The sequence below is a fragment of the Pseudomonas sp. AC172 genome (assembly GCF_979258595.1).
In genome coordinates this window covers 180,016-192,109 of sequence record NZ_OZ409868.1, presented here as the reverse complement: position 1 = coordinate 192,109, position 12,094 = coordinate 180,016, and the positions used below count along the sequence as shown (strand labels likewise).

The 12,094-nt window shown below is 55.6% G+C and carries 14 protein-coding genes; 2 read left to right on the top strand and 12 right to left on the bottom strand.

The window, feature by feature from the left end; all coding sequences use genetic code 11:
- Positions 1–38 precede the first annotated feature (38 nt).
- The 9 genes from ACZ0A4_RS00885 to ACZ0A4_RS00845 form a co-directional block, all read right to left on the bottom strand.
- On the bottom strand, positions 39–377 hold the full coding sequence (locus ACZ0A4_RS00885) for a phage holin family protein (protein WP_463572683.1): 339 nt from the start codon (positions 375–377) through the stop codon (positions 39–41).
- Between the two features lie 196 nt (positions 378–573).
- Positions 574–1,005 carry a tail fiber assembly protein gene (locus tag ACZ0A4_RS00880; protein WP_463572682.1) on the bottom strand — a complete coding sequence of 144 codons (432 nt, stop codon included), beginning with the start codon at positions 1,003–1,005 and terminating at the stop codon, positions 574–576.
- A gap of 145 nt (positions 1,006–1,150) precedes the next feature.
- Positions 1,151–1,552, bottom strand: coding sequence for a tail fiber assembly protein (locus ACZ0A4_RS00875; RefSeq protein WP_463572681.1), 402 nt, complete (start codon positions 1,550–1,552; stop codon positions 1,151–1,153).
- Between the two features lie 534 nt (positions 1,553–2,086).
- Positions 2,087–2,821, bottom strand: coding sequence for an XRE family transcriptional regulator (locus ACZ0A4_RS00870; RefSeq protein ID WP_007908821.1), 735 nt, complete (start codon positions 2,819–2,821; stop codon positions 2,087–2,089).
- 138 nt (positions 2,822–2,959) lie between these two features.
- Positions 2,960–3,142, bottom strand: a complete 183-nt coding sequence (locus ACZ0A4_RS00865; RefSeq protein WP_064393161.1) for a hypothetical protein — start codon at positions 3,140–3,142, stop codon at positions 2,960–2,962.
- A 90-nt stretch (positions 3,143–3,232) separates the two neighbouring features.
- Positions 3,233–3,613, bottom strand: a complete 381-nt coding sequence (locus ACZ0A4_RS00860) for a DUF1090 domain-containing protein (protein ID WP_463572680.1) — start codon at positions 3,611–3,613, stop codon at positions 3,233–3,235.
- On the bottom strand, positions 3,610–3,969 hold the full coding sequence (locus ACZ0A4_RS00855; protein WP_463572679.1) for a hypothetical protein: 360 nt from the start codon (positions 3,967–3,969) through the stop codon (positions 3,610–3,612). The genes ACZ0A4_RS00860 and ACZ0A4_RS00855 overlap by 4 nt, the downstream gene beginning before the upstream one ends.
- Positions 3,970–4,166: 197 nt before the next feature.
- On the bottom strand, positions 4,167–4,658 hold the full coding sequence (locus tag ACZ0A4_RS00850; protein WP_463572678.1) for a hypothetical protein: 492 nt from the start codon (positions 4,656–4,658) through the stop codon (positions 4,167–4,169).
- Positions 4,625–5,383, bottom strand: a complete 759-nt coding sequence (locus tag ACZ0A4_RS00845) for a winged helix-turn-helix domain-containing protein (protein ID WP_463572677.1) — start codon at positions 5,381–5,383, stop codon at positions 4,625–4,627. The genes ACZ0A4_RS00850 and ACZ0A4_RS00845 overlap by 34 nt, the downstream gene beginning before the upstream one ends.
- A gap of 251 nt (positions 5,384–5,634) precedes the next feature.
- On the opposite strand from ACZ0A4_RS00845, the gene mutS reads away from it, so the two are divergent.
- Positions 5,635–8,205 (top strand): DNA mismatch repair protein MutS, encoded by a 2,571-nt coding sequence (mutS, locus tag ACZ0A4_RS00840; RefSeq protein ID WP_171057345.1) that lies wholly within the window; start codon positions 5,635–5,637, stop codon positions 8,203–8,205.
- Between the two features lie 163 nt (positions 8,206–8,368).
- Positions 8,369–8,692 carry a ferredoxin FdxA gene (fdxA, locus tag ACZ0A4_RS00835; RefSeq protein ID WP_007908827.1) on the top strand — a complete coding sequence of 108 codons (324 nt, stop codon included), beginning with the start codon at positions 8,369–8,371 and terminating at the stop codon, positions 8,690–8,692.
- Between the two features lie 527 nt (positions 8,693–9,219).
- On the opposite strand, the gene rpoS is transcribed toward fdxA, so the two are convergent.
- The 3 genes from rpoS to ACZ0A4_RS00820 form a co-directional block, all read right to left on the bottom strand.
- Entirely contained in the window at positions 9,220–10,230 is a 1,011-nt protein-coding gene (rpoS, locus tag ACZ0A4_RS00830; protein ID WP_038357938.1) for an RNA polymerase sigma factor RpoS, read from the bottom strand.
- Between the two features lie 106 nt (positions 10,231–10,336).
- Positions 10,337–11,218 (bottom strand): peptidoglycan DD-metalloendopeptidase family protein, encoded by an 882-nt coding sequence (locus ACZ0A4_RS00825; protein WP_463577468.1) that lies wholly within the window; start codon positions 11,216–11,218, stop codon positions 10,337–10,339.
- Between the two features lie 212 nt (positions 11,219–11,430).
- The gene (locus ACZ0A4_RS00820) at positions 11,431–12,066 is read right to left on the bottom strand and encodes a protein-L-isoaspartate(D-aspartate) O-methyltransferase (protein WP_171057346.1); all 636 of its coding nucleotides are present in this window, start codon (positions 12,064–12,066) and stop codon (positions 11,431–11,433) included.
- Between the last annotated feature and the right edge of the window lie 28 nt (positions 12,067–12,094).

Sequence of the window (12,094 nt, the reverse complement as noted above, 5' to 3'; positions counted from 1 at the left end):
CCCTGCCGCCAAAATGGCGGCACGGAGAATTAATACGGTTAAGGTTGGTCGCGGGGCGGGACTTCGCAGACGCCGATGCGCTTCGCGGCCCAGCGTTCGTACAAGCCTATGGCGACGTCAGCGCCAGCCATCGCTGTCAGGCAACCAAACGCGCCGGCCGCCCAGATCGACATGCCGGCGGCATACAGCAGCATGATCGCCGACACGCCGCAGATCATGCAGGCGCCGGAGCGCAGGGCCAGACGTCGAATAAGCGGCCAGCCGCGAGCACCCTCCTTGTCGGCGCGCCACATTTCGCCGGAGACTCCGCCGACGACGGCAAGGAGGATGACCAGCCAGATCGGCATGTCTGCCAACGCTTGTTGCTCGGTTGTCATGTCACGCCTCCTGATGTGATTGATGTGTGTTGTTTCAATCGATCTCTCTAAAAAGCGGATACTCAAGGAATACCCGCAAGTTGTGCCTTGTTCAGTGATGACGCGCATTCCGATGGTGCAAGTCATGCCGAAAAACCCGACAAAATGCCGGATTTTTCGTTAAGCATTCAACGCTCAATGCCGATTTCCAATGGCATCAAAACGGAGCTGCTGGCCAATTCACCGCTGTCGGATAGCCCGGCTGATTGTTAATCTCACTCAGATCGACGACGTACTGTTTGTAGGCTTGCCACTGTGCTACTTCCGCCGGGGTCGCAGCGCCAAGCTCTACTCGGTACTGCTGCGGGTTATAAGTCAGCCAACTGGCCGCCATTTCAAAGCGTTGCTTCTTGCGGGAAACGGCAATGGCAACGTAGTCCCCATAAACGGGTTGCAAAAAGACCTCTTGCGAACCGAGGTATTTGTAGATCAAACCAACTTGAGCCGCTGGATTGGCGGTGACATCCATCCAGTAGTCCATCAAGCCTGTGTGTGCAGGAAGTGGCGGCGTGCTTTCAGCCTCCACGATTTGATTAACCAGATAAAAGCTGTAGCCGCTGATCAATTCCATCAGTGCATAACGATTCATTCCAATGTCCTTATATTTGTTTAACTCATTCCCGCTCTCTACAACATTCATTGCAGGGGGTCTGCTCAGACGAGCATTTGAAAAAGCCCGGCGCTGAGGCCGGGCTTTTCAGTCATGCGTTCCCGGTACCGGGCTTGCCGTTGAATTAGAACGGAGCAACCGGCCAGTTTACGGTTTGTGGGTAACCGGGTTGCTTGTTGATATCACTGATGGCAATGGCGTATTGCTTGCACGTCTGCAACAACACCACATCGGCCAGATCGGCGACGCCAAGATCGACCTTGAACTGTGCGGAACTCAGAAGCAGGCGGTTATCAATGTCTCTCAACCGCATCAGCGATTCATAGTTGATCTCGCTGATCAGTTCCGCGTTGGTTGGTTTTGTGAATGTCCAGCCACCGTTGAAGGAAGCGCGGTCATTCACTGCAACTTCCGTGTTGCCGGTTACATCAACCCAGGTGTCAAAGGGCGAAGCCGTACCCGGCATCTCTTCACTTTCTACCAAACGGGTAACTTTCGATCCTTGTACTAGCGCAAACAGATGCATTGCATAACTCCTTGGTTTGATGTTTCCCGAAGATGTATTCATCTCCAGAGATCCTGCCATTCCATGTTGAATCCGGTAGGCATTCCAAAAAGCCCGGTTATGCACCGGGCTTTTCAGTAATGCGCTCCTTCGCCTTCCTTCAAATCCTGTGTTCAAGAAGGAAGCTGACTGTTCGGCGCTACTGGCGCGGTACGAGTCCGTTCAAATTGTTTTTCCGACCGCGGTCCCTGCCCGCCGGATAACTGCTTCTGGTGCTTTACGCTGCACACCCGGGTCAGTTGCCAACCCTCTGAACCGTTGAGGCCGGTTCATCGCTGCCTGTTCTTGTGGAACTAAAGAGCTTTCTTGCCAGCCGCTTTGTCGAGCGGCTTGGTGGCAAGGATATGCATGTATGCATATGCAGTCAATGCGTAAATGCATTTATTTATGCATGATAAATGCGCAGACGCATGAAAGCCCCGCAGCTCAAGGGTTTTCCGGTTTCATCAAGGCGAAAAAAAACCCGCCAATGGCGGGTTTTCTGAAGAGGTCGGGTTAGCGGGCGTACATGCCCCACCAGAAGACGTGACCGAGGATGACGATCTGCTCTTCCTGGATTTCCTGGAAGCTGTAGTCCTCGTCCGGATGCTCATCGCGATTGAAGCTGCGCAGACGAATGCCGGTAGGCAGGCGGTAAAGCTGCTTTACGCGCAACTGGCCGTTGTGATTGATCGCGTACAGGTCGCCATCGATGATGTCGCCGATGCCGCACTTGCCCGCGTTGACGCCCACAGTGGCGCCATCACGCAACACCGGCAACATGCTGTTGCCACGTACGGTCACGCATTTTGCCTGGTCAAACTGCACACCGTTATGGCGCAGGCTGCGCTTGCCGAAGCGCAGGCTAGAGCGTTCGCTCTCTTCGATGACGAATCTTCCTGATCCAGCAGCCAATTCAACCTCGCGAAGGAACGGCACCGATACTTCGTCATCATCGACGGGCGTATCGTCGTCCCACAGCATTATGTCCTTGAGTTCCGCGTGTACGTCATCACGCGCGGCACCGGCCGATGGCGCGACATCCGCGCGCCCACGCAATTGATCGGTGCTCACGGCGAAGTACTCGGCGATCTTCGAGATGTGTTTATCCGAGGGATCGACGATCTTCCCGCTGAGAATTCGCGAGAGAGTTGATTGAGGCACGCCGGTGCGACGGTGGAGCTCCGTGGGGGAGATCCCGTGCTGGTCGAGCAGTGCTCTTAAGACGGAGGCTACGTTGCGTTTTTGCATAACGCGCATAGTGCTTGAAGTTATTCGTTAAGACAAATGCTGATTTGCATAATTAACGCATAAATATGAATTCAGCTGCAAAATGATATTGCCGAGCCATCACTCTGCATTGAATAACGGCCCAGCTCCAACGTGTGGTCAGCCTTTGACGCGACGCGCAGCAGCATTGGCTTTTTTAAGTCGATCAGTTCTGGCCTTCCTGTCGTAATCGTCCTTGGCGCCCATGATTCCCCCGGCAGCGTGCACCCAGTCGGTGGCGGTACAGCCAGAAATCAGCACAGCAGAAGTAAAGACTGAAGAAAAGATAAGGATGTTTTTCATATTCGATTTCCCGGTGTCACTGATGAACACGTTGAATTGCAGGGTTGAAGAAAGAACACACCCCGCGAATCTTTGGCGGTGATTGACGCTTTACTCATCCATAAGCTTTTGCAGTTTTGTCTGAGCCCGTTCGAGCCTCGCTTCCTGTTTCTTGATCACTTTCACATCTCCGTACTGACGCGCGGCCTCCAGATAGTTCTGTCTGCGTCGCACTTCGGCTTGGGCCTTCTGGATGGCGCTTGAACGGTCATCTTGCGCGGAGGGTTCTTGGCAATAGCGCTCGACATTGGCAAGTGCCTGCTCTAGACCGGACATGCGATAAACATTGTCCGCCGCCTCAGCGCGCTCAATCTGGAACACAAGTTCGGTACGGCGCTGCGCGCAACTTTCTCGCGCACCAGCCCATGAACTATCGATGATCAAAACGCTACCAATCAGCAGAGACAGATTGCAAAAAAGACTCGGTCTCATGAGAAAGATCCCAGATAATTTTTTTCTCCAGCGCGGCTACGGAAGTTGCTCACCCGAGACCATGCATTACGACCACCTAACGTTTCCTGTACACCAGAAAGTGCCGCCATCATCATGTCGCGACAGCGAGCCCTACACGTTGGAAAATGCTCGACCATCCATGCTACTGGTACGTAAACATGATCGAAACACAGCAGAACAGGAGTGCGATCACACAATGTGGAAATACTCACATCCTTTTCTTTTCCAGCAATAACCGCCGGCACAAACACAATACCTTCCCGGCTTATTGCAATTGATCGTTTCCAGGCGGGAGACTTGGCCCCATGAGAACTGCGCACGCAAAACCAGAGCATTTATAACGTTCCTCAACAGCCTAAACATCATCATGTTATTCAAGGCAACTAAACAGCCGCACTGCGCTGACTCTCCGGCAGTCGCAGGGGCTGTTGAGTTGATTTGGATCACATTAACAACGAGCAGCCGTTGAGGCCTTACTGGCGTCTTACTCAGTCTTACTTAGTCGCCGTCGGCCTTGCACCCGGGGTTTGCGCTAGCGAGGGACGTGGCATACGCCATTGATTAGATTATTGATGTTGTAGTAATACTCGGCATCGGAGAAGTAATTGAACGTCACCATACCGCCTTGAAAGCCTCTTTCCATGAACGGAAGTTCATCGCCGGCAGTATCCGCGTCAAACTTTACAATCGAACGCGTCTTGAACAGAAACCTGGAAGTGTCCAGATGTGTTAGTGAAATTTCGAACTTGCGATCATAGGTATAAACTTTTCCCTCAGGTGTTTTGACGACGTAATACACATAGAGAGCGCCCTCCCTTGGATCGATCGTCATATCACCAACGCCATGCCAACGAACTTTGTGATCATGAGTATGGACAAAATCGATGGATGCAAAACAGGGTGCGCGTGGAATATCGCGATTAATAAAATAGAAATACTTGATAACCAGAGCACCAAAGATGCATGCAGACGAGACGCCAAACAATGCGATTATTTTTTTCCAACGAGTTGGTAGTTCACGCATATGGCCTCCCCTTTACTTTCCGGTTTGATACACTTGACCAGTAATTGAGAGAGCGGTTTACGCACATAGTAGTTAATATCGGACAATACAATGGGTGGTTCGAACTCGCTGAGCGCTTTGACAATATCCTCTTTGGACATTCGTTCACTTTCTTCTACATACAATTTCGCTTCGCCTTCTTGCCAGATGAGTTTCCACTCCTCCAGATCAGCGGGCTTTTTAAACACCAGATAAGCGTAAAAGAGCGGAAGAGCAATCGCCGGCACCAGGATTGCTGGCAAAAGGTAGCGCCTGTAACGACTGAATGGCTTTTTCACCGTGGGAGCGTCGACGAAGAACGGTTCAGCATCGTTTACCAACGCAGGCGTCGACTCAGAGGCTTGAGTCTGCGCGCTGACCAACCGGATTTCACACAACAGCACCACGCCACGGCGTGGCAAAGTCTTGAGACTGTCCCGTGGCAAACCAACGTCAGCGAAATGCGCGCGGAGCATGTGCAGGGTCTTGTAATAACTGCTGTCGGAAATCACCAGCCCGCGCTCCCCCCAGACCCTGGAGATGAGTTGTTCCTTATCGGTCACGCCGGCTATAAGTGCTAGCAGCAGGTCACTTTCATTACTGCCCAGCAAGGCTGACCGCCGCGCCCGGCTGAGGGTCATTTTCTCTGCATCGTAGTAACAATCGCTCGCTGACGCTTGTGAGCCGATGCCCTCTGACTGTTCCAAGCTGCTTCCTCGACTTGCCTTGCGCCCACGCGTTCTGATCATTCGATAGCTTTTCGGCACTATAGGACACAATGCCAACCCGAGCGGCCGCGCGTTGCTGCATCCACCTCAAAAAAACTTCATACTCAGCCCCACTGAATCAACCCACGGGCCGCATCGCTGGCAAACACTCGCCATTTCGTAGATGCGAACGACCCCGTTTTTGCCTTGTCACTTTTTCCGGTAAAGCTAAACCCCTGATGAATAAAGCTATTTCAGACCTGTCCTCCCACACGCCGATGATGCAGCAGTACTGGCGCCTGAAGAATCAGCATCCAGATCAGCTGATGTTCTACCGCATGGGCGACTTCTACGAGATCTTCTACGAAGACGCGAAGAAGGCAGCCAAGTTGCTGGACATCACCCTGACCGCCCGTGGACAGTCGGCGGGGCAGGCGATTCCGATGTGTGGCATTCCTTACCACGCGGCGGAAGGCTATCTGGCGAAACTGGTCAAGCTTGGCGAGTCGGTGGTGATCTGTGAGCAGGTCGGTGACCCGGCGACCAGCAAAGGCCCGGTGGAACGTCAGGTAGTGCGGATCCTCACGCCGGGGACGGTCAGTGACGAGGCGCTGCTCGACGAGCGCCGCGACAACCTGATCGCTGCGCTGCTGGGTGATGAGCGTCTGTTCGGTCTGGCCGTGCTGGACATCACCAGCGGCAGTTTCAGCGTGTCAGAAATCAAAGGCTGGGAGAACCTGCTCGCGGAACTGGAGCGGATCAATCCGGTTGAGTTGCTGATCCCGGATGACTGGCCAAGGGACCTGCCAGCGGAAAAACGCCGTGGCGTCAGTCGTCGTGCGCCGTGGGATTTCGAGCGTGACTCAGCACTGAAAAGCCTGTGCCAGCAGTTCTCCACCCAAGACCTGAAGGGCTTTGGCTGCGAGAACCTGACCCTGGCCATCGGCGCTGCCGGTTGCCTGCTGGCCTACGCTAAGGAGACCCAGCGTACTGCCCTGCCCCACCTGCGCAGCCTGCGCCACGAACGTCTCGACGACACCGTGGTGCTGGACGGTGCGAGCCGGCGCAACCTGGAACTGGACACCAACCTGGCCGGTGGCCGCGACAACACCCTGCAATCGGTGGTCGACCGTTGCCAGACCGCCATGGGCAGCCGTTTGCTGACCCGCTGGCTGAATCGCCCGTTGCGCGATCTGACGGTATTGCTGGCGCGCCAGACCTCGATCACTTGCCTGCTCGATCGTTATCGTTTCGAAAAGCTGCAACCGCAGCTCAAGGAAATCGGCGATATCGAGCGAATTCTCGCGCGAATCGGCCTGCGCAACGCGCGTCCTCGTGACCTTGCCCGGCTACGCGACGCCCTTGGCGCACTGCCTGAACTGCAAATGGCGATGACCGATCTGGAAGCGCCGCACCTGCAAGGTCTGGCGACCACCACCAGCACTTACCCGGAATTGGCGGCGCTGCTGGAAAAAGCCATCATCGACAACCCGCCGGCGGTGATCCGTGACGGCGGCGTGTTGAAAACCGGCTACGACAGCGAACTTGACGAGCTGCAATCGCTGAGCGAAAACGCCGGCCAGTTCCTCATCGATCTCGAAGCCCGCGAGAAAGCCCGCACCGGTCTGAGCCACTTGAAAGTCGGCTACAACCGCATTCACGGCTACTTCATCGAATTGCCGAGCAAACAGGCCGAGTCGGCACCGGCGGACTATATCCGTCGACAAACCCTGAAAGGCGCCGAGCGTTTCATCACGCCTGAACTGAAGGAATTCGAAGACAAAGCGCTGTCGGCCAAGAGCCGTGCTCTCGCCCGCGAGAAGATGCTTTACGAAGCGCTGCTGGAAGACTTGATCAGCCAGTTGCCACCGTTGCAGGACACCGCCGGTGCGCTGGCCGAACTCGACGTGTTGAGCAACCTCGCCGAGCGTGCGCTGAACCTCGACCTGAACTGTCCGCGCTTCGTCAGCGAGCCCTGCATGCGCATCACCCAGGGTCGTCACCCGGTGGTCGAGCAAGTACTCACCACGCCGTTCGTGGCCAACGACCTGAGCCTGGACGACAACACGCGCATGTTGGTGATCACTGGCCCGAACATGGGCGGTAAATCCACCTACATGCGCCAAACCGCACTGATCGTGCTGCTCGCGCATATCGGCAGCTTTGTACCGGCGGCCAGTTGCGAACTGTCGCTGGTCGATCGCATCTTCACCCGCATCGGCTCCAGTGATGACTTGGCCGGTGGTCGTTCGACCTTCATGGTGGAAATGAGCGAAACCGCCAACATCCTGCACAACGCCACCGAGCGTAGCCTGGTGCTGATGGACGAAGTCGGTCGCGGCACCAGCACCTTCGACGGTCTGTCGCTGGCCTGGGCGGCGGCCGAGCGTCTGGCCCATCTGCGCGCCTACACGCTGTTCGCTACGCACTACTTTGAACTGACCGTGTTGCCGGAAGCCGAGCCATTGGTGGCCAACGTCCACCTCAACGCCACCGAGCACAACGAACGCATCGTCTTCCTGCACCACGTGCTGCCGGGGCCTGCCAGCCAGAGCTACGGTCTGGCGGTGGCGCAATTGGCCGGCGTGCCAAGCGAAGTCATCGTGCGCGCCCGCGAGCACCTGAGCCGACTGGAAGAAACCGCTTTGCCGCATGAAGCGCCGAAACCTGCCGCCAAGGGCAAACCGGCGACGCCACAGCAAAGCGACATGTTTGCCAGCCTGCCGCACCCGGTACTCGATGAGCTGGCTAAACTGGATCTGGATGACCTGACCCCGCGCCGTGCACTCGAAATGCTCTATGCACTGAAGAACCGGATATAAGCACTGAAGAAGCGGATATAACGCAAACGGCTTCAAGCTGTTAGAATCTCGCGCGGTTTGGGATGCTGCTGGCTAATAGCCTGGCCAGCAGGTATCGCTCCCGAACCTGGCGACCCCAACCGTGAAGGGGCAACGCTGCCGCCGCCTGAGGAGAAAATTAGAAATGACCTTCGTCGTCACCGACAACTGCATCAAGTGCAAGTACACCGACTGCGTAGAAGTCTGTCCGGTGGACTGCTTTTACGAAGGCCCGAATTTCCTGGTGATTCACCCGGATGAGTGCATCGACTGCGCCCTGTGCGAACCGGAATGCCCGGCTGTAGCAATCTTCTCCGAGGACGAAGTTCCGGAAGAGATGCAGGAGTTCATTCAACTGAACGTTGAGCTGGCTGAAATCTGGCCGAACATCACCGAGAAGAAAGAATCGCTGCCGGATGCCGAAGAGTGGGATGGCGTCAAGGGCAAGATCAAAGACCTCGAACGCTGATCTGCCCCGCGCTCGAATGAAAAGGCCCCTTGCGGGCCTTTTTGCTTTTCTGTCATTTGCTTTTTTACGGGCAAAAAAAGGGGCGGTATGACCCGCCCACATTTTTTCCCTATTCCCTGTATTCCTTTTCATCATCCTGATGAATCGCTTCCTGCGATGTCCGTTCCCCTCTTCCTTGAAGGGCGTGTCTGTCCGTCGACACAACCCAGATACTAAAGAGTTCCCTGCCAAGAGCAATCGTCCCTGAAACCGAAGAAGCGCTGTAATAAGCACTTCACATTAAAAAATAAATATATAAATCAATGCGTTATGCAGCGACATGGAAGCCAATCGACGTCTGCCGTCTTGTAAAGATAGTGAACACTTACGAAAGAGTAAGCCAAGGCTTACACTGCGAGACTACAAACGATGGAAATGGCAACCGTACGTCTGACAATAAAAAAGGCTTGCGAGATGACCATTAAATCCAGACCAACAAAAAAGCCCCGAACCAGTCGGGGCTTTCTGCGAGCGGACGTGAGAGGCGCTTACTGAAACAGCGATTCGCTCGACAGGCCATTCTTCTCGAGGATTTCACGAAGGCGCTTGAGGCCCTCCACCTGGATCTGCCGCACCCGTTCCCGGGTCAGACCGATCTCCAGGCCTACGTCTTCCAGCGTACTGCTCTCGTGACCGCGCAAGCCGAAGCGGCGTACAACCACTTCGCGCTGCTTGTCGGTCAGCTCCGAGAGCCATTGATCGATGCTCTGCGACAGGTCGTCATCCTGCAACAGTTCGCACGGATCGGTCGGACGATCATCGGTGAGGGTGTCGAGCAGGGTTTTATCCGAATCCGGACCCAGCGAGACGTCGACCGAAGAAACCCGCTCGTTCAGGCCCAGCATGCGCTTGACCTCGCCCACCGGTTTTTCCAGCAGGTTGGCGATTTCTTCGGGTGAAGGTTCGTGGTCGAGCTTTTGCGTCAGCTCCCGTGCAGCCCGCAGGTACACGTTGAGTTCCTTGACCACATGAATCGGCAACCGGATGGTCCGGGTCTGATTCATGATCGCGCGCTCGATGGTCTGACGAATCCACCAGGTCGCGTAGGTCGAGAAACGGAAGCCGCGCTCGGGATCGAACTTTTCCACCGCCCGGATCAGCCCGAGGTTGCCCTCTTCGATCAGATCCAGCAGCGACAGACCCCGATTGACGTAACGCCGGGCGATTTTGACCACCAGCCGCAGGTTACTTTCAATCATGCGCTTGCGCCCGGCCGGATCGCCACTTTGCGACAAGCGCGCAAAATGAACTTCTTCCTCCGGGGAGAGCAATGGGGAAAAGCCGATTTCGTTGAGATACAACTGCGTGGCATCAAGTGCACGTGTGTAATCGATGTACTTATGTTGTTTAAGTGAAGCGGAGTGTTTGGATTTGGAACGAACGGAAGGTGGAGCAGCCCCTTCATCATTCGACATCGAAGATTCCGAATCGATGCCGGTCTCCATAAGGAGAACCTCATCGTCGATGTCAAACTCCGGCACTTCTTTACTGAGAGCCATTGTTATAGTCCTTTGGTGAGTTCGACCCCAAGCTCAAGCGACGCCTTTATCCTTGGCAGCGCTGGAGCCTGTCCCCTCTACGTGACGGAACAGGCTGGCTTACAAATCAACGTCTTGGCAGGAACTGCAGCGGATCTACAGGTTTACCTTGGCGGCGAATCTCAAAATGCAGTTTCACCCGGTCTGTACCCGTTGACCCCATTTCGGCAATTGTCTGTCCGACCTTGACCTGCTGTCCCTCCCGAACCAACAGCCTGCGGTTATGGCCGTAGGCACTGACGTAGGTTTCGCTGTGTTTGATGATGACTAATTCGCCGTAGCCCCTTAAGCCACTCCCGGCGTATACCACCGTCCCATCAGACGCAGCTAAAACAGGCTGTCCCAAATCTCCGGCGATATCAATTCCTTTATTCAAACTACCGTTTGAAGAGAATTTTCCAATCAGAATGCCATTAGATGGCCATCCCCAGCCGGTCGGGGCCGGACCTGCCGGAGGCAAGGGCGCGGGTGTTTGCTTGTTGGCGACGGACGGTGCAACGCCTGCCGAACCGCCAGCAGAACCGGTGGTTGTGGTGGTCGTCGTGCCATTTGCCTGGCGCCGGATTACCGTGGTTTTACTCGAAGAAGAAGGCGAAGAACTGCTGTTGCTGACCACCGCCGTCGGCGTTGAACCGGTGCGACCATCGAAGCGAATCGTCTGACCCGGATGGATCGTGTACGGCGTAGGAATATTGTTCCGGGCCGCGAGGGCTTTGTAGTCCCAACCATAGCGAAACGCGATTGAAAACATCGTATCGCCCGGACGGACTACATACTGTCCGGTCGTTACGGTAGGACGCTGGGCCACCGCATTGTTGCGATCGACCACCCGGACATTGCTCGATTTGGTGCTGGAGCAACCGACCAGCAAGGTGCTCAAGACAAGGCCAGTCACCAGGCGCTGAAAGCTCGTGTTACCCATACGCTGCGCAATGACTGTGAGACTCACCCGCCGCTCCCTTTGTGGTGGCTGAAAAATGTGAAATGCCGGATTCCGGCATGAGGTGTCGCAAGTATAACGGGCCGGATCGGCTTTACCTTTAATGAAGCGAAATCGCTTCGCGCACACGTTTGCAAGTTGGCAATCTGCTGCGTTTAAACCATCGCTGCCGGAGTAAGACACAGGCGAACGAAAGGAATTCAGCGTACGCAAACAAATGCTCAGGCCAGTGGCCCATTAAGCAAAGGCACGAAGCGAACAGCGCCCAGAACGTGCCGGGAAAAGCCGTTTTCCTCACGCACGATCAGCAACAATTGCTGCACTTCTCCCGAGCCCACGGGAATCACCATGCGCCCGCCCGGAGCCAATTGATCGAGCAAGGCTTGCGGTACATCCGTGGCCACGGCGGTGACGATAATGCCGTTATACGGCGCCAGCGCCGGCCAGCCTTCCCAGCCATCGCCCCAGCGGAACACCACGTTGCGCAGGTTCAGTTCGACCAAACGTTCCTTGGCACGGTCCTGCAGCACCTTGATGCGCTCGACCGAGAACACTCGCTCAACCAGTTGCGACAACACCGCGGTCTGGTAACCGGATCCGGTGCCGATCTCGAGCACTTTATCCAGTGGACCCGCCTCCAACAGCAGCTCGCTCATGCGCGCCACCATATAAGGCTGGGAAATCGTCTGGTTATTGCCTATCGGCAGCGCCGTGTCTTCATAGGCGCGATGGGCCAGTGCTTCATCGACGAACAGGTGACGCGGCGTGCGCCGAATCACTTCCAGCACCTTGGCGTTGGACACACCCTCTTCGTACAGGCGCTGGATCAGACGCTCACGGGTTCGCTGCGAGGTCATGCCGATACCGCTGCGCAGTCGGTCTTCG

Bases quoted from the DNA above. Each gene is read 5' to 3' on its own strand.
- ACZ0A4_RS00820 (WP_171057346.1), bottom strand. From the start codon at position 12,066: ATGACCTCGCAGCGAACCCGTGAGCGTCTGATCCAGCGCCTGTACGAA.
- ACZ0A4_RS00870 (WP_007908821.1), bottom strand. From the start codon at position 2,821: ATGCAAAAACGCAACGTAGCCTCCGTCTTAAGAGCACTGCTCGACCAG.
- rpoS (WP_038357938.1), bottom strand. From the start codon at position 10,230: ATGGCTCTCAGTAAAGAAGTGCCGGAGTTTGACATCGACGATGAGGTT.
- ACZ0A4_RS00875 (WP_463572681.1), bottom strand. From the start codon at position 1,552: ATGCATCTGTTTGCGCTAGTACAAGGATCGAAAGTTACCCGTTTGGTA.
- ACZ0A4_RS00885 (WP_463572683.1), bottom strand. From the start codon at position 377: ATGACAACCGAGCAACAAGCGTTGGCAGACATGCCGATCTGGCTGGTC.
- ACZ0A4_RS00855 (WP_463572679.1), bottom strand. From the start codon at position 3,969: ATGCTCTGGTTTTGCGTGCGCAGTTCTCATGGGGCCAAGTCTCCCGCC.
- ACZ0A4_RS00865 (WP_064393161.1), bottom strand. From the start codon at position 3,142: ATGAAAAACATCCTTATCTTTTCTTCAGTCTTTACTTCTGCTGTGCTG.
- ACZ0A4_RS00880 (WP_463572682.1), bottom strand. From the start codon at position 1,005: ATGAATCGTTATGCACTGATGGAATTGATCAGCGGCTACAGCTTTTAT.
- fdxA (WP_007908827.1), top strand. From the start codon at position 8,369: ATGACCTTCGTCGTCACCGACAACTGCATCAAGTGCAAGTACACCGAC.
- ACZ0A4_RS00860 (WP_463572680.1), bottom strand. From the start codon at position 3,613: ATGAGACCGAGTCTTTTTTGCAATCTGTCTCTGCTGATTGGTAGCGTT.
- ACZ0A4_RS00850 (WP_463572678.1), bottom strand. From the start codon at position 4,658: ATGCGTGAACTACCAACTCGTTGGAAAAAAATAATCGCATTGTTTGGC.